This is a genomic window from Paenarthrobacter sp. OM7 (assembly GCF_029873575.1).
Taxonomy (GTDB): Bacteria; Actinomycetota; Actinomycetes; order Actinomycetales; family Micrococcaceae; genus Arthrobacter.
On record NZ_CP123579.1, the window covers coordinates 278,973 to 299,023 of the forward strand.

The window sequence follows — 20,051 nt, forward strand, 5'->3', positions numbered from 1 at the left end:
CCGATGACCTCCCTTCCGAGGCAATGGACTCTATCTCGCGAACGTTTCCTGCTGATAAGTTCCACCAATGGTCAAGCAAGCCTCAGAACTAGCGATCAACTCCCACTGGGCATACCGAGCACGTAAGAACGACAGCCTTCAAGAAGTGCGCGTTGTCAAACTGGGAATCAAGCATCCCCATCGCGCCTACATCGCCTTCGTAGCGATCGAGGAAGAAGGCGAAGAGACCTGGGCTCCCATCGGCCGGCTCAAATGCCCATGGGGGGACCTTGCCCGATTCCAGGAGACAGAAGCGAAATGGGAGGCGATAGCCAGCGCCTCAGCCCGCGCATCTGACGTAGACGCCGAAGTCGTTGAACTTACATTCGGGTGTTTCGACAAGACAAACTCGCTCAACTACTGGGCTGGGAATTATGCGGGAGTAACAGCGGTGAGCGACCCCGAGGCCTTCCGTAAACTCCACTCCATTCGGTGGGAAGAGTTCGTAGACAGCTTGTGCTTCGAGGATGACGGAGAGTTGATCCTGGCCTTGGACGCGTCCATGGAACTGGCTCGACGGCTGGCCATGAATGATCCGTCTAAAGTTCAGTCGGAGCTCGCGAAGGTGCTGAATGAGGCCCGGGAAGAGCACTTTGAACTGGTCTCCCTAGGCAGGTTGGGTAAGAAGAGATGGACCATCAGCGGATCATCAACCCGGCCGCGTATAGAAGATCTCACCGAAGCGGCGGCCATCATCGAAGGCTGGCTTGGTGCAGCCAAGGTCCAGGAATGGAATGAGATACAAGCCCTGCGCTCTGAAGTTGCCCGGCTCAGCTCAATCATCAGCAAGGCTTCCGGGGTTCTCAAAGCGAACGGGCTCACCCGCGGCGCGGCCACCATCCGTCGGCTCCACGGGCTGACCAGCTACCCCGTCCCGCGGCTCAAGTCCTACTACGAGATGACGCGAGAGATGAAGAAGAACATGTGACCATCCCATGCCTTCAAGGTTCTAACATCGGGGCGATCTGTCTACGACCAGAGCTTCCTAAACGCTTCCCTGAGGCGGTCCTTGTGATAGGTGGGCACATTCGCCAGCGATGATCTGGGGTGTGTCATCTTGCTGTACCGGCGAGAAGCGGTACATCCGGAGGATGCGATCGCCGGGCCACCAGCGCTAGTCATAAACCCACCGTTGCTGTTCATCAACGGACTGAACGACGTGGCCGACAAGGCTGAGAAGCTAAGCGAGGTCAAAATCACGCCCGCGCCAACGGACACTCTGGACAGCGTAGTGGAAAACTCCGGGAGGAAGTAAGACGCCGCGGCGCGCTTGAACTTGATGAGTCAACCCTGCGAGACATCGCGCAAACGACGCCCGGCGCTGTTCTAGTAGCAGTGCCATTCATTCAGACTAGTGCGGCATAAAGGCCGTGGAGAAGCCGCTCCATGCGTTCTGCGCCTGCATTGCTCAGCCATTCGGAGTTCGGCAACGGGAATGTTGACCCGTCCACCAATGTCAGTGTTACCTCGTGGTGCTTAGAGGGAACCCCGTCGCCATGAGGTTCACCCGGCCTCAAGCTTACAAGAATGCCTGACAAGTTCTTGAGCGCAATCAACTGCGTGGGCTCCCGCACACTCTGGCTCCTTCAGTTATGCTATTCGATGGATTAATTATTCAAGTGAGGGGGCTCGGCGTGCGGATCTTTGATACGGCGGTGGAGATTGCGTTCGACGACGGCGCCGCCGACGCTTTGACCAGCGCTGCTGATTCCGCGGATCAGACCCTGCGCTCCGAAGGTAGCTTCCTGGGTGTCGCCACGGGTTATGCGATGGAGGACTTTAAGGGCGGCTATGCGACCTTGTTCAACCACGCTTTGGCTGTCCGGGCCGATGACCGGGGCCGGCTTGCCTGGCAGCAACGCGCCGATGTCCGTGAACAACACTTTCAGACTTTCCAGAGCGTGGCGATCGATCCGATGCCCATGGAATGGCCGGTCGCTGCACCGACGATTTCTGCGGTGTTTGCCGCGAGCGACCGGGTTCGATTCGCCGGCGCAGCGGGAGGCGCAACCAGCTCAGCTGATCCTGGCAAGCTGCGCGAATTTGTGTCCCAATCCCGCGCCTTCCGTCTAAAGACCAGCCGCATACTCGCCGCGTTAGTCTGCGCGGCCGTTGCACCGAGCGCCTGCACACCCACCACGGAGAACCCTATGACCGGCTCAGCCAATCCCAGCGACCCTGCGACCGTCAAAGCCCAAGTCGACGAGCTCAAACAAGCCCTCGCGGATCTTCACGCCTTCAAAACCGAAACCCAACAAGCCATCGGACCCCAGAAATGGGTCGATAAGGGCACTCGTAACATGGACTGCAGAACCTCCGACGGGGAAGACGGCGTGAACTACAGCATCCTGACCCAAACGCCTGACCCCGTGGACCTGGAAGCATCAGTAAGCGTGGTCAGAGCGTTTTGGGAATCCAAGGGCTTCACCACCCGTACCGAAACCAACCCCAGGGAACCGGGCCTCATCCGCCTCTACGCCAACGAGAACGGCGGACACCTTTTGTCCTACTTCGCAAACATCAAAGGCTCCGGCCTGGAGATGAACAGCGCCTGCGTCGCCGGAGACCAGACCGCAATCTACAAGGAGCTGTACCCCGAAATTTACGGGATCCCTTTTAGCCCCGGCTCCTCTCCGTCTGCTAATTAGGCTGTCTGGTGCGCCAAAGGAGCTGCCTATGTCGCCTCGTGCTGGCTTGTGGCCTGTGGAACGGCTTCAGGAAGAGTGAACCACATGCCCTTTGAACCCAAAGCCCGGCTCGCGGGCCGCCGCCTACTCGCGACGTTGGTCGGCGCGGCCCTTGCACTGAGCGCCTGCACACCCTGGAGATCCCCATGACCGGCTCAAGCGACCCCAGCGACCCCGCAACCGTCAAAGCCCAGGTCGAACAACTCAAACAAGCCCTCGCGGACCTCCACGCCTTCAAAGTCGAAACCCAAAAAGCCATCGGACCCCAGAAATGGGTCGATAAAGGCACCCGAAACAGCGCCTACAATGCAGGTGATGGAAGGGAGGGCGTGAACTACAGCGTCATGAGCCAAACCATGGAAACCCTCGACTTGGAAGCTTCAACGGACGTGGTCAAAACGTTCTGGGAATCGAAGGGTTATAACACCCGCGTCGAAACCAACCTGTTGGACCCTGGCCTCGTCCGCCTCTACGCCAATCAGAACGGCGGAAACCTCATATCCTTCACCGCGAATGTCAAAGGCTCCGGCCTGGAAATGGATACTGTCTGCGTCGCCGGAGACCAGACCGCAATCTACAAGGAGCTGGACAGGCAGGAAGCAAGCGACAGCCCCTCACCAATCACGAAGTAGAGCTGAAGAGCCTCGGCCCCTTGTTGACTCTGGGCTGGTGCACAGTTATCAATGCGCGTAGGTGCATTCAGCCAACGCGACCGGGAGTGAGCAGCCGTTGCGCGACGATGGCCCCGTGGGGACGCACTCCGGGGTCGGCGCGGGAGTGTGTGCCAATCACGCTGAAACCGGCTTCCTGCAACCGTCCCGACATCTCCTCCAGAGACCAGAAATAGGCGGGAGTCACTGCATGCGGGAATGACTCGCCCGCCGGGCCAGCGAAGAAGCCGAGCAGGAGGCTCCCGCCAGGTTTGAGGCACCGGGCAAACTCGTTCAGAACCCGGGTGATCCCAGCCGGGGGAGTGTGAATCAGTGAGTACCAGGCGAATATTCCCGCCAATGAGTGATCCGGGGTGGGCAGCCGTTCAAGTGACCCGACAGAGAACTGAGCATCCGGGCAGAATTGCTTGGCTGTCTCAATAAACTCCGGTACCAAGTCCACGCCTTGGACGTCCACCCCGTCGGAGTGCAGAAAGGCTGTCCATTGCCCAGGCCCGCAGCCGGCATCGAGGACTTTCCCGGACAATCCCTGGGCCCATGACAACACGAGCTCCCTGTCGGCCGGATGGGTACTGCTGATGGCTCCGAACAACGAGGTGTACTCGGCTGCACGGGCCGAATAGGCGGCTCTCACAACTCCCGACGTCATGGAACTCAGCCTAAGAGCCGGAACGCCCGGCAAGAAATCTCTTGACTCCCACACCAAGGCCACGTCAGCATAGTTTCTATAACGTTGTAAATCGGCAAGCAGAACCAGCAAAACCAGCAGACAAGGACCCACCCTTTGGGAAACCCAGAAAACCCCACGGCCAAAATCACCATCGACCCCGCGTTCGTCGTAGGCCCCGTCAGGAGGAAGACATTCGGCGCCTTCGTTGAGCACCTCGGCCGCTGCGTCTACACGGGCATTTTCGAGCCTGAGCACCCGAAAGCCGACGACGACGGTTTCCGCACCGATGTCCTCGACCTCACCAAGGAACTCGGCGTCTCCACGGTCAGGTACCCGGGCGGAAACTTCGTCTCGGGGTACCGCTGGGAAGACGGAGTGGGGCCCAAAGAAGACCGCCCAACAAGGCTGGACCTCGCCTGGCACTCCAGCGATCCCAACCTGGTGGGCGTGGACGAGTTCGCAAAGTGGTCGGAGAAGGCCGGCGTGGAACCCATGATGGCGGTCAACCTGGGTACCAGGGGCCCGCAGGAAGCCCTGGACCTGCTGGAGTACTCCAACATCAAGGGTGGAACGGCCTTGTCCGAACAGCGCAAGGCGAATGGCGCCGTCGAGCCTCACAACATCACGATGTGGTGCCTCGGGAACGAGATGGACGGCTTCTGGCAGATCGGCCACAAGAAGGCGGACGAGTACGCGCGGGTTGCCGCCGAGACGGCGCGGGCGATGCGCATGGTCAACCCGGACCTGGAACTGGTGGCTTGTGGAAGTTCGGGACCAACCATGCCCACGTTCGGCGAATGGGAGCGCGTGGTCCTCAATGAGACGTACGAGTTGGTGGACCTGATCTCGGCGCACCAGTACTTTGAGGACTTCGGCGATCTGCAGGAGCACCTGTCAGCCGGACACCGGATGGAGGCGTTCATCAAGGACCTGGTCTCGCACATCGACCATGTGAAGTCGGCCAACAAGTCCGGGAAGCAGGTCAATATTTCGTTCGATGAGTGGAACGTCTGGCACATGTCCCGCGACGAGTCCAAGGTGCCCACCGGAGACGACTGGCCCGTGGCGCCAGTGCTCCTCGAGGACCGGTACACGGTTGCCGACGCCGTGGTGGTGGGAGACCTTCTCATCACGCTGCTGCGCAACACGGACCGCGTCCACTCCGCGAGCCTGGCTCAGCTGGTCAACGTGATCGCACCCATCATGACTGAGCCGGGCGGCCGGGCCTGGAGGCAGACCACGTTCCACCCGTTTGCGCTCACTTCGCAGAATGCCTCGGGCACTGTGTTGAACCTCGCCGTCGAATCCCCGCTGCTGGAGACCGAAGAGACGTCGGGCTTCACCGCCCTGTCAGCCGTGGCGACCTTTGATGCAGAAGCCAAGGAGGCCGTGGTGTTCGCAGTAAACCGCTCGGCGACGGACGCGCTGACGCTGGATGCCGCCGTCGGAAGCCTCAACGCAAGCAAAGTCGTTGAGGCCGTCACCTACTCGAATAAGGACCCGTACTGGCAGGCCACTGCCGACGATTCGACATCGGTCCTGCCGTCCGAGAACGTCAGTGTGAAGCTCGACGGCGGTCGCCTCACCGCCGCGCTTCCGGCCGTGAGCTGGACCATGATCCGGCTGTCGCTGGAGGACCAGGTCAACTGAAAGCTAGGCGATCTGCTGCGTGCCGTCGTGGAACATGGGGTACGCGGAGATCGGTGTGACCGTAGCTGACGGAGTTGGGTCCGGCGCCTGCGATGCGGGTGCCGGAGTCGGCTCGTCAACGGTGACGATTTCCATGGACTCCATGTCCAGGAGCCGGCGGCTTCCGGTATCGTCCGTTAGCCAGAAAAGGTCGGTGCCCGCAACGGTTTTGACCACGGTGCCCCGGTGATAGAGTCGGCCGTTATGCCAGGCCTCGATGTAGTCACCCGGGCTCAGCGGATGCGGTTCTTCCTTGCTGCCCGGCATGCTGCCGAACGCCTGCGCGAGGCTGGCCTGCGTCTTAAGGGCTTGGAAAAGATCCCTGTTTGCAATGCTCATGTCTGCTCCCCTCACTCTTCGCCGTCCATGTGACCCCAGCATTCCGCATGTTTGTTGCGGGCGCGTTGCAAGGGGATGAGCGATGTGTGACGGCTAAGGGGAGAAGCTAAAAGGTCATTCTTCGAAGTTCGCTGTGATCCTTTGGTCCCCGCCAACTTTGGCGATGATGCCGGCTGCCACGGTCCTGAGCTTGACGTTCCGATGGCTCGAGGCCTTGGCGAGGATTTGGAAAGCTGCGTCGCGGCAACACCTGTTCTGGGCCATGATGATACCGACGGCGGTATCGATGGTCGCGCGGGACTCCAACGCGGCCGTAAGGTTGTCGCGTGCGTCCCGCAGTTGTGCCATTTTCACTGCGAGGTGAAGCGCCTTGGCCCCAGTAGCCGTAACCCGCTCAGCGGCCATGATGTCTTCTTCCGAGAAGCCGTGCTGGCGTGTGGAGTAGAGGTTCACCACGGCCTCCGCAGTCCTGTTCAGTTCCATGGGCAGGGCCAAAATCGAGCCGACGTTGGTTGCGGCGGCCGCTGTCATGTAATCCGGCCAACGCTGCTCACTATGAACGTCCGGGACATGGGCAATGGTCCGGGTCCGGAGGGCCGTGAGGCACGGTCCATCGTCGAAACTATTCTGAATTTGGTCAAGTCTCCGGGCGAGGGTATCGCTTTCCGCCACGGCCACCGGCTTTTTCTGCCGAATGACCGTTACGCCGCAAGCTATGGTATTCCCGTTTTTGGTCAGCTTGGTTGCGGTCATGCAAGCGAAGTCTTCAAGAAACGCGCGCATATCCGCGTTATCCACCAAAAGATCCTGAAGTCGCACCAGAAAATCTGTCAGGTCCCCATCGGCCTGTTTTTGTGCTGATGGGGCTGTGTTGTGCTGGGCCACGGGGCCTCGCTTCATGCAATGCCGGAGTCAAAGCAACTCCAACTGGGCGGCAGAGCGCTCGTAATCGCGCAAAGCCCGAATATCAACCCCGGTCCCGTCAGCACCCGAAATCTCTTACTTGTGACACTACGCCGTTGCCCATCAACATGACAGGGCAAAGGACCGTGATGGGATGGACTCACATGGAACCAACCCGACAAACGAAGGAATCCCATGCCTAATGCAGTCACCCTCATTCGCTCCGACCGGCTCACGTCAGCAGCTCAGTACGCGTATGCGGCGACCGCCCCGGCTGAAGCCCGGCTTGTCTTCCTGGCGGGATCCTGCCCGCTGAACGAGGACGGGACCACGGCAGGTATTGGGGACTACAAAGCCCAAGCGGAAAAGTCGGTCGAAAACATGCTGCTGGCTTTGGACGCCGCCGGAGCGGGAATCGGGGACGTCATTTCCACCCGGGTCCTGGTTGCCTCGACCCAGCAGGCCGATCTCGTCACCGCTTGGAACGTGGTCCGTGCCGCCTTCGCCGACCATGACGTCCCGAGCACCCTCATGGGCGTCACCGTCCTTGGCTACGACCATCAGTTGGTGGAGATCGAGGCCGTCGCTGCAGTCATGGACTGACTCCATCAAGGCCTGATCTGCAACGATGTATGCCAACAGTACAAAAGGAGCACTTTGATGGCCGTCACCATGAACGACGTTGCGCGCGTTGCCGGGGTCTCGTTGAAGACGGTTTCCAACGTGATCAACAACTACGAGTTCATCCGCCCCGCCACCAAACAGCGCGTCCTGGACGCGATCGATGAGCTGGGTTACGAGACCAACCTGACGGCCCGCAGCCTCCGCTCGGGCAAGACCAGCATGCTCGGATTGGTCCTCGCCGACCTTTCCATCCCGTATTACGCCGAGTTGGCGTCGGACATCATGAAGGCGGCCTGGGCGCGGGGCTACCGTGTCCTCGTGGAGCAGTCCGGAAATGAGCCTGAGCACGAAAAGGCGGCGCTCCAGGGCCAGTTCCGCACTCTCACTGATGGCCTCCTCTTTATTCCACTCGCCCTGGACGCTGAACAGATCATCGCTGCCGCGGGCAAGAAGCCGTTGGTCCTGCTGGGTGAATTCGTGCAGGATCCGCGGCTGGACATGGTCCTCATTCAAAATCATCAAGCCGCCGCTGCGGTCACCACGCACCTGCTGGCTGGCGGCCGCCGTCGTATAGCCGTTTTAGGGGCGCGCGACGGCGACACCACCGGCAGTAACGGCCTGCGCCTTGAGGGGTACAAGACTGCGCTCGCTGACGCTGGGGTGCCTTACGATCCTGCCTTGGTGGTGCCGTGCGATTGGCGGCGGGATGGCGGCGCTGCCGCCACGGCCAGGCTCCTGGACAGCGGAGTGGAGTTCGACGCTGTCTTCGGACTCAACGATGCCCTCGCTTTGGGGGCGCTGCATGAGCTTCTGGTCCGTGGCAGGAGAGTCCCGGAGGAGATCGCCGTTGCTGGTTTTGATGATATTGACGAGGCGCGGTTCGCCTCGCCGTCTTTGACCACAGTGGCGCCGGGGCGTACGGAAATTGCGGAGCGCGCCGTCGAACTTCTCATCGAGCGGATTGAAGCCAAGAACGCGGCGCCCACTGTCCAGCAGCCGGAAGCGAAGTTCGAATTGCGGGTCAGGCAGTCGGCGCCGTAGGCCGTTAGTGTTTGTGGAATGAACGTGATCCCCGCTGAAGTTGTTACCCCTGCTGTCATGATCGACCTCGATGTCCTTGACCGAAACATCGAACGCATGGCGGCAAGCATGCTCAGCAGGGGACTCAAGCTTCGGCCGCACGTCAAGACGCACAAGACCCTGGAGATCGCGCGAAAGCAGCTGTCAGCCGGGGCCGTAGGGATCACCGTTGCCACGATCGGCGAGGCCGAAGTCTTCGCAGCGGACGGCGTGAAGGACATCTTCATCGCGTACCCACTCTGGGTTGAAGCGACGCACGCTGATCGCCTGCGGGCTTTGACAGCAACGTGCCGCCTGGCTGTTGGCGTCGATTCGGCGGACAGCGCGACGGCGATGGGTCGCCAACTCGGAGCCGAGGCAGCCAGCGTTGAGGTGCTGATCGAAGTGGACAGCGGACACCATCGCAGCGGCGTGCTGCCGGATGAAGTGGTGGCTGTTGCCGACGCGGCGGCTGCTGCAGGACTGAGCGTGCAGGGCGTCTTCACGTTCCCCGGCCACAGCTACAAGCCCGGCATGCCGACTGGTGCGGCAAGCAACGAGAATGAGGCACTTGGCTTGGCTGCGACGTCACTGTCCGAGGCCGGCTTCGAGGTGACCACCATCAGCGGAGGATCCACGCCTACCGCCTTGATTGACGGCGAAACGGTGGCCACGGAGCTCCGTCCGGGAGTCTACGTGTTCGGCGATGCCCAGCAACTGGAGCTTGAACGGTGCACGTGGGACGACATTGCACTGACTGTCGCTGCCACCGTTGTCAGCAGGCACGAAGCCGCAGGCGGAAACGTGCGCCGGGTGGTGGTGGACGCTGGCAGTAAGATCCTGGGCAGCGACCGCCCGGATTGGGCCACCGGATACGCACGGCTTCCCGAATACCCCGAAGCAAGGGTCACTGCGCTGTCTGAGCACCACGCCACGGTTGTCTGGCCGGACTCGTCCGAACTTCCGGCGCTTGGCACCCGGCTCCGGGTGATCCCCAACCACGTGTGCCTGACCATGAATCTGGTGGACGAAGTTACTGTGGTGCGGGATGGGGCTGTGGTGGAGCAGTGGGCCGTGGCCGCCAGGGGCCGGAACAACTAGGTACCGTTTTAGTACCACCGAAACATGGCTATGAATCTGCGCGTCCCTGAGGACCTTGATCGACGACTGGAGAAATTGGCTGCAGAGGAGCACACCTCAAAGTCCGCGCTCCTGTTGCAGGGCGCAGAGTTGGTTCTGCAGCGTCATGCGCGACGACGTGAAATCAGCGAGGGACTGGATTTCGTGATGAGTCATGATGCGGAGCTGCTGACGCGCCTTGAGGACGCGTGACGGCGTACCTGGACATCGAAGATGCCCTTCAACACCTCCGACGAGGGCTTTGAGCTTGTGGCCGGAGTTGCCGCGGGTGCCATCGAATTGCGGGATTCCGCCGCCAAGATTTCCCGGCACCTTGTGACCCGCTAGCCCAAGGGCGCGGTCAGCCAACCGCCTGCTCGCTGCGGAAAAGGGTGTGGAACTCCCGGTTGTGGTAGACCAGCGGGGCCGAATCGGCGGGGCTGAATCGGATATCCACAACGGTTGCGGCCAACAGCACGGAGCCACCCAGTGGTGCCCGATGAACGATTTCGCACCGCAGCGCCCATGGAGCTTCCCTGAGCAGGGGCTCGCCTGTGGGCAGCAGTTCCCAGTCCATGTCGCTGGTGAAGCGCGGGGCTAGTGGGTCCGCGAAAGTGCGAACGAGGTCCACTTGGTCCGCGCCCAAAAGGTGCACGACGATCGTTTGCGCGGCAGCGATATGCGAAGCTGATCGGCCGCCTGTGACGGAGAATGCCAGCGTCGGCGGATCCACCGCCACCGATGCCACCGAGGACGCCGTGAGCCCTACGGCTCCTTCCGGTCCTGACGCGGTGATGATGGCAACTCCTGCTGGATGAGAGCGGAAGGCGGACTTGAAGAGCTCGCCGACCGGCTCTGCCGGCAAGGGGGTGTGATGGGACATTCATGAACCTTCGTGGGACTGGGAGGGGTTGGCGCCGCTCTGCGGAAGCGCACCTGAACGATGCTAAGACCTCAACTTAAGTTGAGGTCAATTCGGGAAAAATTCGACCCCCCGTTGAGACGATTTGGAAACGTAGCTGAAACTTCCGGTCCCTACGCTGGTCACAACTGTCACGGTCGTGCCCACGTACAAGGAGATTCGATGCATCTTTTGCCCCGCGAGCAGGAGAAACTCATGATCGTGGTGGCTGCCGACCTGGCGCGCCGCCGCCAAGCGCGGGGGCTGAAATTGAACTACCCCGAGGCTGTGGCAATCATCAGCTACGAACTCATCGAAGGTGCCCGTGACGGCAGGACCGTTGCTGATCTCATGAGCTATGGAACCACCCTGCTCCGCCGCGAAGACGTGATGGAAGGCGTGCCGGAGATGATCCACGACGTCCAGATCGAAGCCACCTTCCCTGACGGCACCAAGCTCGTCACAGTCCACCACCCCATCCGCTAGGAGCCCCCCATGATTCCCGGTGAATACAGACTCCAGCCCGGTTCCATCGCGTGCAACAGTGGCCGTGAGGCAATCGCTGTCGAGGTGGTGAACCGCGGCGACCGCCCCGTCCAGATCGGTTCGCACTACCACTTTGCCGAGGCGAACGGCGCCCTGGAGTTCGACCGCGACGTTGCCTACGGCCGCCGCCTGGATATCCCGGCCGGAACGGCTGCCCGCTTCGAACCCGGTGATCGGAAAACCATCCAGTTGATCGAGATTGCCGGGGCGCGTGAGGTTTATGGGCTCAGTAACGCTGTGAACGGAACGCTCGACGGCGGCCCCCGCTTGAGTGCGTCGGATCCAGAAGGAGTCGCCAAGTGAGCTTCGAGATTTCCCGCAAGCAATACTCCGAGCTGTACGGCCCGACGACGGGCGACGCCATCCGCCTGGCCGACACCGAACTGTTCCTGGAGATCGAGAAGGACTACACGGTTTACGGCGAGGAAGTAGTGTTCGGCGGCGGAAAAGTGATCCGCGACGGCATGGGCCAGAACGGCCAGTTGACCCGCTCGGAGGACATCCCTGACACCGTGATCACCAATGTGATCGTGCTGGACTACACCGGTATCTACAAGGCGGACGTTGCCCTCAAGGACGGGCACATCTTCAAAATCGGCAAAGCCGGCAACCCGCAGATTGCCGACGGCGTGGACATCCTGATCGGGGCCAGCACGGAGATCATCGCCGGCGAGCGGAAGATCCTCACCGCCGGCGGCATCGACACCCACATCCACTTCATCTCCCCCGAACAGGTTCCGGCAGCCCTGTGCAACGGCATCACCACCATGGTGGGCGGCGGCACAGGACCGGCTGAAGGCACCAAAGCCACCACCATCACGCCCGGCGCCTGGCACATCTCGCGAATGCTGCAGGCCGCCGAGGGACTCCCCGTTAACATCGGCCTGTTCGGGAAGGGCCACGCATCCGCCGTCGAGCCACTCGCCGAGCAGATCCGCGCCGGTGCGGTCGGGCTTAAAGTGCACGAGGACTGGGGCTCAACCACCTCGTCCATCGACATGTCCCTGCGCGTTGCCGACGAATACGACGTCCAAGTGGCCATCCACACCGACACCCTCAACGAGTGCGGCTTCGTGGAAGACACCATCCGGGCAATCGACGGCCGCGTGATCCACACCTTCCACACCGAAGGAGCCGGCGGTGGGCACGCCCCGGACATCATTAAGATCGCCGGACTTCCCAACGTGCTCCCGGCCTCCACCAACCCCACGCTGCCGTACACGCGAAACACCATCGAAGAGCACCTGGACATGCTCATGGTCTGCCACCACCTCAACCCGGACATCCCGGAAGACGTGGCCTTTGCAGACTCCCGTATCCGGGCCGAAACCATCGCCGCTGAGGATGTCCTGCACGACCTCGGCATCTTCGCGATCACGTCGTCGGACTCCCAGGCGATGGGACGCGTTGGCGAAGTGGTCACTCGGACGTGGCAGGTAGCGGACGCCATGAAACGGCAGCGCGGCGTGCTGAAGGACCCGTCCGGGACAGCTCACGGTTCTGCCGACGCGGACAATTTCCGACTCAAGCGCTACGTCGCCAAATACACCATCAACGCGGCCATCGCGCAGGGAATGGCAGATGTGATCGGCTCCGTGGAAGAAGGCAAATTCGCGGACCTCGTCCTCTGGGACCCCGCCTTCTTTGGCGTGAAACCCGAGCTCGTCATCAAAGGGGGCCAGATCGCCTACGCACTCATGGGCGACGCCAACGCCTCCATCCCCACGCCCCAACCCCGCACCATGCGGCCCATGTTCGCAACGTACGGCAAGGCATTGCAGCAGACGTCCATCACCTTCCTGTCCAAAGCAGCGATCGACGCCGGGGTCCCCGCCGAACTCGGCCTTGAACGCATCATCAAACCCGTCACCGGCATCCGCAACCTCACCAAAGCGGATCTCAAATACAACGGCGAAACCCCGGACATCGCCGTCGACCCCGAAACCTACAAAGTGAGCGTCGACGGCGTCGAAGTCACCTCCCAGCCCTCCGACGTGCTGCCCATGGCGCAGCGCTACTTCCTCTTCTAAGCCGTTTAGGAAACCACATGATCATCGAAAAAATCCTGGGCAACCTCCACGAACAGCCCAACGCCTACGCCGGGCATCACAAAGAAAAGGTAGTCCTCCCCAGCGCACTGCTGGTCAAACGCATCCAACGCGTCACCACCGACCACGGCAAAGAACTCGGCATCCGCCTCCCCACCGGAACCGGCGACCTCCGCGACGGCGACATCCTCGCCATCAGCGACGCCAACCTCATCGTCATCTCCGTACTGCCCACCGACGTCCTGGTGATCGGGCCCCGAAGCATCCACGAAATGGGGGTGGTGGCGCACTCGCTCGGCAACCGGCATCTGCAGGCACAATTCTTCGACTCTGCGTCCGAGTACGGGGCCGAGGTCATGGTTTGTCAGTATGACCACACGGTCGAAGACTTTCTGAAGAGCGTCGGCGTCCCCTACGACAGGCAAGAGCGGGTCATGCCGGTGCCCTTCCGCCATGCTGAGCACTCGCACTAAAGCTGTGCGCCGGGTGAGGTTGGGTGCGCACGCTTGCGCTCCGCTGGGAAGGGGGCCGTGCCCGCTTCGCGATGCCCGCCACGCCGCGGCCCCCTTCCCAGCTCCGCTCAAGCGCGCCGTCCACACCTCGGGCGACGGGCTGTGAGTGCTACCTATCAGCTGGCTCTTCAACAGTTGACTGACTCCGCTTTGCCTACGGGGGCGTTTGCTCATTCTTTGGGATTTGAGAGCTACATCCACCGTGGGCTCGTGGGCGATGAGGGGTCTTTTGGGGGTTGGATGAGCGCTTTTGTGGGGCAGCAACTGACCTATTCGGATGGGTTGGCTCTGCGCTTCCTTTATGAGGGCGTGGACGTGGGCCTGTTGGATTCTGTTCTTTCCGGGCAGTTGTTGGCTCGGGAAGTGAGGGAGGCGTCGTTGAAGATGGGGGGACGGCTGTTGGAGATCGGTGGGGAGGTGTTCCCGTCGGAGGAGTTGGAAGCGTATCGGGAGTTGGTTCGTGGGGGTGGGGCCGGGGGGCATCAGCCCTTGGCTTTTGGTGTCATCGCGCGGTCATTGGGTGTTCCTTTTGAGGCGGCGCTTTCCGCCTACTTGTTCGCCACGGTGACTTCGCTGACGCAGAATGCCGTGCGCGCCATACCGCTCGGACAGAACGCGGGGCAGCGGGTGCTCCGCCACGCGCACGACGCCGTTGCTGCCGCCGTCGAGGATGTAGCACAGCTGTGCTGGGACGACTTTGGGGCCGTCAGCCCCGGACTTGAAATTTCACAAATGCGGCACGAACGGCAACGCGCCCGCATGTTCATGAGCTAGCTAGTGCAAAGGACAGAAAACATGACAGAACCCATCAAAATCGGTGTCGGCGGACCCGTCGGAGCAGGCAAAACCCAGCTCGTGGAACGCATCACCCGGCACATGAGCGGCGACATCTCCATGGCTGCCATCACCAACGACATCTACACCATCGAAGACGCCAAAATCCTCGCCGCCAACGGCATCCTTCCCGAGGACCGCATCATCGGCGTCGAAACCGGCGGCTGCCCCCACACTGCCATCCGTGAAGACACCTCAATGAACACCGCAGCCATCGAAGAACTTAAGGCCCGGCACCCCGACCTGCAGGTCATCTTTGTCGAATCCGGCGGCGACAACCTCTCTGCCACCTTCAGCCCCGAACTCGTCGACTTCTCCATCTACATCATCGACGTCGCCCAAGGCGAAAAAATCCCCCGCAAAGCCGGGCAAGGCATGATCAAGTCCGACCTCTTCATCATCAACAAAACGGACCTGGCACCCCATGTCGGAGCCGACCTGGCCATCATGGAGAGGGATTCCAAGGAATTCCGGGGCAACAAGCCGTTCTGCTTCACCAATCTCAAGACCGATGAAGGGCTGGAGGAGGTCCTCAACTGGATTCGCCGCGACGTCCTGATGCTTGATCTGGCATCGTGATCGGCGGGGCTGCGGCGGCTACGCCGGATTTTGGGCCGCGCCCGTCCCCAGCCGCTCCCAACTCTCGCAAGCTCGAGTCGGGTCCCTCGCGGCAGTGGGCCCCCCACGATGCCCGCGACGCCGCGGCCCAAAAATCCGGCTCCGCCGCCGCAGCGGTCGGCTCACGTCGCGGCAGCGAGCAGCGGACGTTGCAGGCCGCACCGAGCCCTACGGGAAAGCTGGGGCCGCACGCTGGGTTGGCTTTCCCGGCGCGCCCCGTGCGGGGGCGGTTGGAGTTGGGCATCAGTGTGCGGGGTGGGCGGTCTGTTGCTTCGCGGCAGTTTCATGAGGGCGCTTTGAGGGTGCTGAGGCCGCATTATCTCGATGGGTCCGGGCAGGTTTGTTATGTCATGGTCAATCCTGGCGGGGCGTACCTGGGGGCCGATCTGTTTGTTGTTGAAGTGGAGGTTGATGCGGGGGCGGAGCTATTGCTGACCACGCAGTCTGCCACGAAGATTTATCGGACTCCGGGGTCGTTTGCTGAGCAACGGATGACTGTCCGGCTGGGGGAAAGCTCGCGGTTGGAGCTGATGCCCGATCAGTTGATTGCGTACCGGGAGGCAAGCTATCGGCAGAATTCGCACCTCAGTCTCCACCCGACGTCGAGCCTTGTCATGGCAGAGGTCATCACGCCGGGGTGGTCGCCCGACGGCGCATCCTTCAGATTCGAAGAGGTCCGACTGCGGAATGAGATCTGGATCGAAGACGGAAAGGGGTCGAAGCTGTTGGCCCTCGATAACCTGCTGATCAGGCCACCGTTGGGGGACGTGACGGGGATGGGGTTCATGGAGGGCTTCAGCCATCTGGGGTCGTTGGTGGTGGTGGACCCGCGGGTTGATCAGGGGCTTGCTGATGACCTGGACCGCCTATCCCGTGATTTTGCGGCGTACACGGGCGTTTCCTTGACGGCGACTATTGCCGGGACTACTGGGCTTGTGCTGCGATCGTTGTCCAACAGCACTGAGGAACTCAACACATTGCTGGGTGTTTGCTCCGGCGTCCTGCGGGAACGTTGGTACGGGCAGGGACCCTTGAACCTGAGGAAGTATTAATGACTGCGCTGACCGAGTTCGCCACCATGTACCGGGAGCGGGAGACGTTGTCCCTGCGGACCAGGCTGCTGTTCACGTTTGGTGCCGTCGCCGCGTTGCACGTTGCCGCCGTCGTGCTGTTGCTAGCGGGTACGGCAGGAGGTGCGCAGCCGCTGGCGCTGGGACTGGTGGTCACCGCGTATGTGGCCGGCATCAAGCACAGCTACGACTGGGACCACATCGCCGCGATCGACAACTCCACGCGCAAATTCGTGGCGCAGCACAAGGATCCAGTGAGCGTGGGGTTTGCGTTCAGCCTGGGCCACAGCTCCGTGGTGATCCTGGCGGGCTTGCTGGTGGTGGCCGGTGCGACGCTGATCGGGCAGTTCATGCAGGACGGCACTACGGGTAACAAAGTGCTGGGCCTGATCGGCAGCGGCGTTTCCGGGCTGTTCCTGTTGGCGATGGGTCTGTTCAACGGTTCCGCATTCGTCCGCGCAACGCAGGTTTACCGGAACGTTCAGGCCGGCGGCGAGGTGCGGCCCGACGACCTTGAGGCCAAGGGTTTTGTGGCCCGCCTCCTCGCCAAGCCCCTGTCCAAGGTGGAGCGGCCACGGAACATCTATGTCATCGGTTTCCTGTTCGGGCTCGGGTTCGACACCGCCACCACCATCGGGCTGCTGGTGATCACCACGACGGCGTCGCTCGCCGGGGTTTCGCCGCTCGCCTTAATGGCGCTCCCGCTCGCGTTCACCGCCGCTATGACCCTGTGCGATTCAGTCAATGGCGTGGCCATGATGAAGATGTACAAGTCGGCCATCCACAACCCGCAGCGCAAGCTCGGCTTCAACGCCGTGATCACTGGCATCTCGGCCGTCTCGGCATTGTTCATCGCCGTGATCACGCTCGGCGGATTCATCAACGCCGCCTTCGGGTTGGAGGACCCGTTGACAACCTGGCTTGGTGAGGTAGACCTTGGCGACGCAGGCCTGATCCTGGTGGGCCTGTTCGTGCTGGTGTGGGCCGTGTCCTCAACTGCGCGACCTACTTGGGTCAGGAAGCTGCCACCGCGTTGAACAGCTCGGTAGTGTCCACGCCGAGGTCCGGAGTGTCCAGGACGTTGGTCAGGAACACCACGCAGCGGTCCTGTTCGGGGAGCATCCACCATTCTGTTCCCGCCCAGCCGGGGTGGCCATAGATTCCCTGCGCCAGCAGCTCAGACTGGTTGGCGGGCAGCTGGAACCCAAGTCCGGTATGGCGCAGGGGCTTTGGCCGGGTGGTGATGTGGGAAACCTCGGTGGTCCGGGGTCGACGCATGGCAGCAAGGGTTGCCGGTTGCACAGCCGTGCCGGAATCCCTCAGCAATTCCGAGCCCAGGTTGAGCAGGTCCGTGGCTGTGCCGAACAGTCCGGCGCCGGGATGCTTTTTCCGATACATTCCCTCCACGTCAAGACCTGGTCCCTCGGTGCCGTGGACCGTGTGCGGATTGCAGGTGGTGTCGAAGGTGAGGCCTTGAGCTTCTGTGTCCGCTGCCAGGGTCAGGAGCTGTTCCTCGAACGGGCGCCCGTCAGCCCACTCTGCCATCGCGGCGGCCCCTTCGAAAGCGATGTTGCAGTACTGGACCAGTGAACCCGCATAGAAGGCCTGCTCCGCGGAGGTGAGGTCCTCACGAAGGGGAGTGCCGCCGTCGAGCGCCGGGTCCGCAATACCGGAACGGTGACTCAGCAGCTGCTCCAAGGTCACCGTGTCCGTGCGCCGGGCACCGAATCCGGGCACGGCCGCGTCAAGGGTGGAGCCCAGCGACAACTTGCCCTGCTCCACCTGGCGCATCACGGTCAAGGCGCTGATGGGTTTGGAAACAGAGAACAGTGCAAAGTGGTCGTCGGCCGCGGCCTGCCTGCCGCCATCGGTACCGAACGCCACAACGTCCTCGATGCCGTGGCTGGATGCGATCCCCAGCACAGCAACCGGCACTCGCCCGAGGTCTACCTGCTTGCGGGCCCAGTCTGCGGAGGGTCCTGTGTCCACCATGGTTGTTCCACGCTCTCGTTGGGGGTCTGTGAGTCGAATCTATCGCGGGTGGCTGAAGAAACTTGCCAGCGCCTGTAACCGTGGCGGCCCGGCCGGAAACTATACAAGTATCCTGCAGTTCAGGGCTCTATATCAGGGGGAAACAATCGTGCTTTCCGAGCGCGAATTGGCGTTCATCGCCATTCACAAAGACAGCTACCCATCCGTCTTCAAATTCGTCTGCCGACGTGTTGAATCCGCCGAGGCCGCGGAAGAGATCGCAGCAGACGTGTTCCGCGTCGTCTGGCAAAAGTGGACCGACGACTCACGCCCCGAGCTCCCGTATTTATTGACGGTTGCGCGGAACCTGGTGGGGAACGCGTACAGGAGCCGTGACCGGCGGCTGGCACTCCAGGAAAAGCTGCGGACGACGGCGGTGGAGCGGTATGGCGATGAGTCCGAAAACGTCGCGGTACAGGATGCCATGATGCGGCTGCGTGAACAGGACCGGGACATCCTGCAGCTGGCCTACTGGGACGGCTTGAGCGCCGCAGAAATAGCAGGGGTGCTGCAGTGCAGTGAATCTGCGGCCAAAGTCCGTCTCCACCGGGCCCGAACGGCGTTCCGGAAACAGATGCCTGCAGGGGCCGAAACCACCACACACAAGATGGGGGTCTGAAGACAATGGATCCGATCAAGAACCAGATTTCAGCGATTGACCCGCTCACTGTCGATCCAGTTGCCGAGCCCAACGGAGAAGAAGCGCTGCACAGGATACTCTCGGGCTCTACGGTGTTCAGCGACGGCCACCCGGTGGCGGCTGTGGCGTCCCTGGAACAGCGCAGGCGACGTAAGGCACAAATTGCGGGCGGGCTGTTGCTCGCAGCTGCGGCCGTCACGGCGGGAGTGCTGGTAGCCGCGAACCTAGGCTCCGTGAACACCGCGCCGGCGCCTGCCGTCACGGTCACGACGACAGAAGCGAGCCCGTCACCGAGCGCATCGGCGTCAGCAACGCCGACACCCACGGCCACGCCCTCGGCGACGCCCACGGCGGCTGCACCGGTAACCACCCCGCCCGCTTCTCCGCCGGCTCCAACCGTTCCCGTGGTGGCACCTACCCCCGTTTCCACCACGACATTGCCGCACGCTTCCCTTTCGCAGACCTTTACCTTCCCCGACGGGCACCTCTCCTTCACGCTTCCGGTTGGTTGGAGCGCATATACAGAGCAGGGGCCGTATCTTTCCGAGGAAACGAAGGCTGCATCCCAAGGGGCCACCATCCTGGACAGTGCAGGCACCAAGGTAGCAATGGTGGCCAGCGGGTTCTACGGAGACGGCACTGCGGGCGAGGTAACCCGGACTGTCTATGACCGGGCTGCCGTCCCAGGGCTTAGGGATATTGCCGGCAATCCTGTGGAGTTTGGTTTCGCGGCCAATCAGTCCAGGTACGTTCCGTACGGAGCGCCGGAGGGCAGCGCCAAAGTCCTGGGTGATATGAACTATTTCATGGACGTTCGCCTGGCCTCGGAGCTCCAGGCCGGGGAGACGGACTCGGGAACCAACTTGATCAGGATGCCCAACGGATTCATGAACGCCTACGTGCTGTTCGACTTCGACAAGCAGCCAACCTTCGCAACCCCTGAAGCTGCCAAGGCCTATATGGCCACCACGCAGTACGCCCAGCTGAAGTCCATGCTCCTCAGCCTGAGCTACAAGTAACCCATCTGAGTAACAGCAAACGTCGCTCTGAC

At 61.9% G+C, this 20,051-nt stretch carries 24 protein-coding genes; 19 read left to right on the forward strand and 5 right to left on the reverse strand.

Annotation, left to right across the window (positions count from 1 at the left end):
• The first annotated feature begins 145 nt into the window (after nucleotides 1–145).
• The 3 genes from QEH68_RS01370 (at nucleotide 146) to QEH68_RS01380 (ending at nucleotide 3,358) form a co-directional block, all read left to right on the forward strand.
• Entirely contained in the window at nucleotides 146–967 is an 822-nt protein-coding gene (locus QEH68_RS01370) for a hypothetical protein (protein ID WP_280625852.1), read from the forward strand.
• A gap of 706 nt (nucleotides 968–1,673) precedes the next feature.
• Nucleotides 1,674–2,687, forward strand: coding sequence for a hypothetical protein (locus QEH68_RS01375; RefSeq protein ID WP_280625854.1), 1,014 nt, complete (start codon nucleotides 1,674–1,676; stop codon nucleotides 2,685–2,687).
• A 185-nt stretch (nucleotides 2,688–2,872) separates the two neighbouring features.
• Nucleotides 2,873–3,358 carry a hypothetical protein gene (locus QEH68_RS01380; RefSeq protein ID WP_280625856.1) on the forward strand — a complete coding sequence of 162 codons (486 nt, stop codon included), beginning with the start codon at nucleotides 2,873–2,875 and terminating at the stop codon, nucleotides 3,356–3,358.
• A 67-nt stretch (nucleotides 3,359–3,425) separates the two neighbouring features.
• On the opposite strand, the gene QEH68_RS01385 is transcribed toward QEH68_RS01380, so the two are convergent.
• Nucleotides 3,426–4,046, reverse strand: coding sequence for a class I SAM-dependent methyltransferase (locus QEH68_RS01385; RefSeq protein ID WP_280625858.1), 621 nt, complete (start codon nucleotides 4,044–4,046; stop codon nucleotides 3,426–3,428).
• Nucleotides 4,047–4,181: 135 nt separating this feature from the next.
• On the opposite strand from QEH68_RS01385, the gene QEH68_RS01390 reads away from it, so the two are divergent.
• The gene (locus QEH68_RS01390; RefSeq protein WP_280625860.1) at nucleotides 4,182–5,717 is read left to right on the forward strand and encodes an alpha-N-arabinofuranosidase; all 1,536 of its coding nucleotides are present in this window, start codon (nucleotides 4,182–4,184) and stop codon (nucleotides 5,715–5,717) included.
• Between the two features lie 3 nt (nucleotides 5,718–5,720).
• On the opposite strand, the gene QEH68_RS01395 is transcribed toward QEH68_RS01390, so the two are convergent.
• Both QEH68_RS01395 and QEH68_RS01400 read right to left on the reverse strand, forming a co-directional pair.
• Nucleotides 5,721–6,095: a hypothetical protein gene (locus QEH68_RS01395; protein WP_280625862.1), complete on the reverse strand. Its 375-nt coding sequence runs from the start codon at nucleotides 6,093–6,095 to the stop codon at nucleotides 5,721–5,723.
• A gap of 114 nt (nucleotides 6,096–6,209) precedes the next feature.
• Complete coding sequence (locus QEH68_RS01400; RefSeq protein WP_242703604.1) at nucleotides 6,210–6,767, reverse strand: GAF and ANTAR domain-containing protein; 558 nt, start codon at nucleotides 6,765–6,767, stop codon at nucleotides 6,210–6,212.
• On the opposite strand from QEH68_RS01400, the gene QEH68_RS01405 reads away from it, so the two are divergent.
• From QEH68_RS01405 to QEH68_RS01425, 5 genes are all read left to right on the forward strand, one after another.
• Complete coding sequence (locus tag QEH68_RS01405) at nucleotides 6,651–6,956, forward strand: hypothetical protein (protein ID WP_280628066.1); 306 nt, start codon at nucleotides 6,651–6,653, stop codon at nucleotides 6,954–6,956. The two genes, QEH68_RS01400 and QEH68_RS01405, sit on opposite strands and share 117 nt — an antisense overlap.
• Before the next feature lie 237 nt (nucleotides 6,957–7,193).
• On the forward strand, nucleotides 7,194–7,601 hold the full coding sequence (locus QEH68_RS01410) for a RidA family protein (RefSeq protein WP_207595832.1): 408 nt from the start codon (nucleotides 7,194–7,196) through the stop codon (nucleotides 7,599–7,601).
• A gap of 57 nt (nucleotides 7,602–7,658) precedes the next feature.
• Complete coding sequence (locus QEH68_RS01415) at nucleotides 7,659–8,663, forward strand: LacI family DNA-binding transcriptional regulator (protein WP_280625864.1); 1,005 nt, start codon at nucleotides 7,659–7,661, stop codon at nucleotides 8,661–8,663.
• Nucleotides 8,664–8,681: 18 nt separating this feature from the next.
• Nucleotides 8,682–9,782 carry a D-TA family PLP-dependent enzyme gene (locus QEH68_RS01420; protein WP_280625866.1) on the forward strand — a complete coding sequence of 367 codons (1,101 nt, stop codon included), beginning with the start codon at nucleotides 8,682–8,684 and terminating at the stop codon, nucleotides 9,780–9,782.
• Between the two features lie 24 nt (nucleotides 9,783–9,806).
• Nucleotides 9,807–10,013, forward strand: a complete 207-nt coding sequence (locus QEH68_RS01425; RefSeq protein ID WP_223941739.1) for a ribbon-helix-helix protein, CopG family — start codon at nucleotides 9,807–9,809, stop codon at nucleotides 10,011–10,013.
• Nucleotides 10,014–10,161: 148 nt separating this feature from the next.
• Here QEH68_RS01425 and QEH68_RS01430 read toward each other — a convergent pair whose 3' ends face one another.
• Complete coding sequence (locus QEH68_RS01430) at nucleotides 10,162–10,683, reverse strand: flavin reductase family protein (protein ID WP_207595836.1); 522 nt, start codon at nucleotides 10,681–10,683, stop codon at nucleotides 10,162–10,164.
• 201 nt (nucleotides 10,684–10,884) lie between these two features.
• Between QEH68_RS01430 and QEH68_RS01435 the strand changes: the two genes are divergently transcribed.
• From QEH68_RS01435 to QEH68_RS01470, 8 genes are all read left to right on the forward strand, one after another.
• The gene (locus QEH68_RS01435; protein WP_089593256.1) at nucleotides 10,885–11,187 is read left to right on the forward strand and encodes an urease subunit gamma; all 303 of its coding nucleotides are present in this window, start codon (nucleotides 10,885–10,887) and stop codon (nucleotides 11,185–11,187) included.
• 9 nt (nucleotides 11,188–11,196) lie between these two features.
• Nucleotides 11,197–11,550, forward strand: coding sequence for an urease subunit beta (locus QEH68_RS01440; protein WP_207595838.1), 354 nt, complete (start codon nucleotides 11,197–11,199; stop codon nucleotides 11,548–11,550).
• Nucleotides 11,547–13,277: an urease subunit alpha gene (gene ureC / locus QEH68_RS01445; RefSeq protein ID WP_280625879.1), complete on the forward strand. Its 1,731-nt coding sequence runs from the start codon at nucleotides 11,547–11,549 to the stop codon at nucleotides 13,275–13,277. Before QEH68_RS01440 ends, ureC begins: the two co-directional genes overlap by 4 nt.
• A 17-nt stretch (nucleotides 13,278–13,294) precedes the next feature.
• A complete protein-coding gene (gene ureE, locus QEH68_RS01450; RefSeq protein ID WP_207595840.1) occupies nucleotides 13,295–13,768 on the forward strand; it encodes an urease accessory protein UreE in 474 nt (157 codons plus the stop codon).
• Nucleotides 13,769–13,909: 141 nt separating this feature from the next.
• Nucleotides 13,910–14,581 (forward strand): urease accessory protein UreF, encoded by a 672-nt coding sequence (locus QEH68_RS01455; RefSeq protein ID WP_280625882.1) that lies wholly within the window; start codon nucleotides 13,910–13,912, stop codon nucleotides 14,579–14,581.
• A 21-nt stretch (nucleotides 14,582–14,602) separates the two neighbouring features.
• Nucleotides 14,603–15,220: an urease accessory protein UreG gene (ureG, locus tag QEH68_RS01460; RefSeq protein ID WP_207595842.1), complete on the forward strand. Its 618-nt coding sequence runs from the start codon at nucleotides 14,603–14,605 to the stop codon at nucleotides 15,218–15,220.
• A 218-nt stretch (nucleotides 15,221–15,438) separates the two neighbouring features.
• Entirely contained in the window at nucleotides 15,439–16,311 is an 873-nt protein-coding gene (locus tag QEH68_RS01465) for an urease accessory protein UreD (RefSeq protein WP_348537387.1), read from the forward strand.
• Nucleotides 16,311–17,366 (forward strand): nickel transporter, encoded by a 1,056-nt coding sequence (locus tag QEH68_RS01470; RefSeq protein WP_207595843.1) that lies wholly within the window; start codon nucleotides 16,311–16,313, stop codon nucleotides 17,364–17,366. Before QEH68_RS01465 ends, QEH68_RS01470 begins: the two co-directional genes overlap by 1 nt.
• Here QEH68_RS01470 and QEH68_RS01475 read toward each other — a convergent pair.
• Entirely contained in the window at nucleotides 17,344–18,321 is a 978-nt protein-coding gene (locus QEH68_RS01475; RefSeq protein ID WP_280625888.1) for a serine hydrolase domain-containing protein, read from the reverse strand. The two genes, QEH68_RS01470 and QEH68_RS01475, sit on opposite strands and share 23 nt — an antisense overlap.
• Nucleotides 18,322–18,469: 148 nt before the next feature.
• Between QEH68_RS01475 and QEH68_RS01480 the strand changes: the two genes are divergently transcribed.
• Together QEH68_RS01480 and QEH68_RS01485 are read left to right on the forward strand one after the other, a co-directional pair.
• A complete protein-coding gene (locus tag QEH68_RS01480; RefSeq protein WP_280625890.1) occupies nucleotides 18,470–18,979 on the forward strand; it encodes a sigma-70 family RNA polymerase sigma factor in 510 nt (169 codons plus the stop codon).
• Between the two features lie 5 nt (nucleotides 18,980–18,984).
• Nucleotides 18,985–20,019 carry a hypothetical protein gene (locus QEH68_RS01485; RefSeq protein ID WP_280625892.1) on the forward strand — a complete coding sequence of 345 codons (1,035 nt, stop codon included), beginning with the start codon at nucleotides 18,985–18,987 and terminating at the stop codon, nucleotides 20,017–20,019.
• Nucleotides 20,020–20,051: the final 32 nt, after the last annotated feature.

Coding starts and splice junctions, on each gene's coding strand:
- QEH68_RS01430 (WP_207595836.1), bottom strand. CDS start 10,683: ATGTCCCATCACACCCCCTTGCCGGCAGAGCCGGTCGGCGAGCTCTTC.
- QEH68_RS01380 (WP_280625856.1), top strand. CDS start 2,873: ATGACCGGCTCAAGCGACCCCAGCGACCCCGCAACCGTCAAAGCCCAG.
- QEH68_RS01425 (WP_223941739.1), top strand. CDS start 9,807: ATGGCTATGAATCTGCGCGTCCCTGAGGACCTTGATCGACGACTGGAG.
- QEH68_RS01470 (WP_207595843.1), top strand. CDS start 16,311: ATGACTGCGCTGACCGAGTTCGCCACCATGTACCGGGAGCGGGAGACG.
- ureG (WP_207595842.1), top strand. CDS start 14,603: ATGACAGAACCCATCAAAATCGGTGTCGGCGGACCCGTCGGAGCAGGC.
- QEH68_RS01420 (WP_280625866.1), top strand. CDS start 8,682: ATGAACGTGATCCCCGCTGAAGTTGTTACCCCTGCTGTCATGATCGAC.
- QEH68_RS01475 (WP_280625888.1), bottom strand. CDS start 18,321: ATGGTGGACACAGGACCCTCCGCAGACTGGGCCCGCAAGCAGGTAGAC.
- QEH68_RS01405 (WP_280628066.1), top strand. CDS start 6,651: ATGAACGTCCGGGACATGGGCAATGGTCCGGGTCCGGAGGGCCGTGAG.
- QEH68_RS01385 (WP_280625858.1), bottom strand. CDS start 4,046: ATGACGTCGGGAGTTGTGAGAGCCGCCTATTCGGCCCGTGCAGCCGAG.
- QEH68_RS01410 (WP_207595832.1), top strand. CDS start 7,194: ATGCCTAATGCAGTCACCCTCATTCGCTCCGACCGGCTCACGTCAGCA.
- ureE (WP_207595840.1), top strand. CDS start 13,295: ATGATCATCGAAAAAATCCTGGGCAACCTCCACGAACAGCCCAACGCC.
- QEH68_RS01485 (WP_280625892.1), top strand. CDS start 18,985: ATGGATCCGATCAAGAACCAGATTTCAGCGATTGACCCGCTCACTGTC.
- QEH68_RS01415 (WP_280625864.1), top strand. CDS start 7,659: ATGGCCGTCACCATGAACGACGTTGCGCGCGTTGCCGGGGTCTCGTTG.
- QEH68_RS01435 (WP_089593256.1), top strand. CDS start 10,885: ATGCATCTTTTGCCCCGCGAGCAGGAGAAACTCATGATCGTGGTGGCT.
- QEH68_RS01440 (WP_207595838.1), top strand. CDS start 11,197: ATGATTCCCGGTGAATACAGACTCCAGCCCGGTTCCATCGCGTGCAAC.
- QEH68_RS01395 (WP_280625862.1), bottom strand. CDS start 6,095: ATGAGCATTGCAAACAGGGATCTTTTCCAAGCCCTTAAGACGCAGGCC.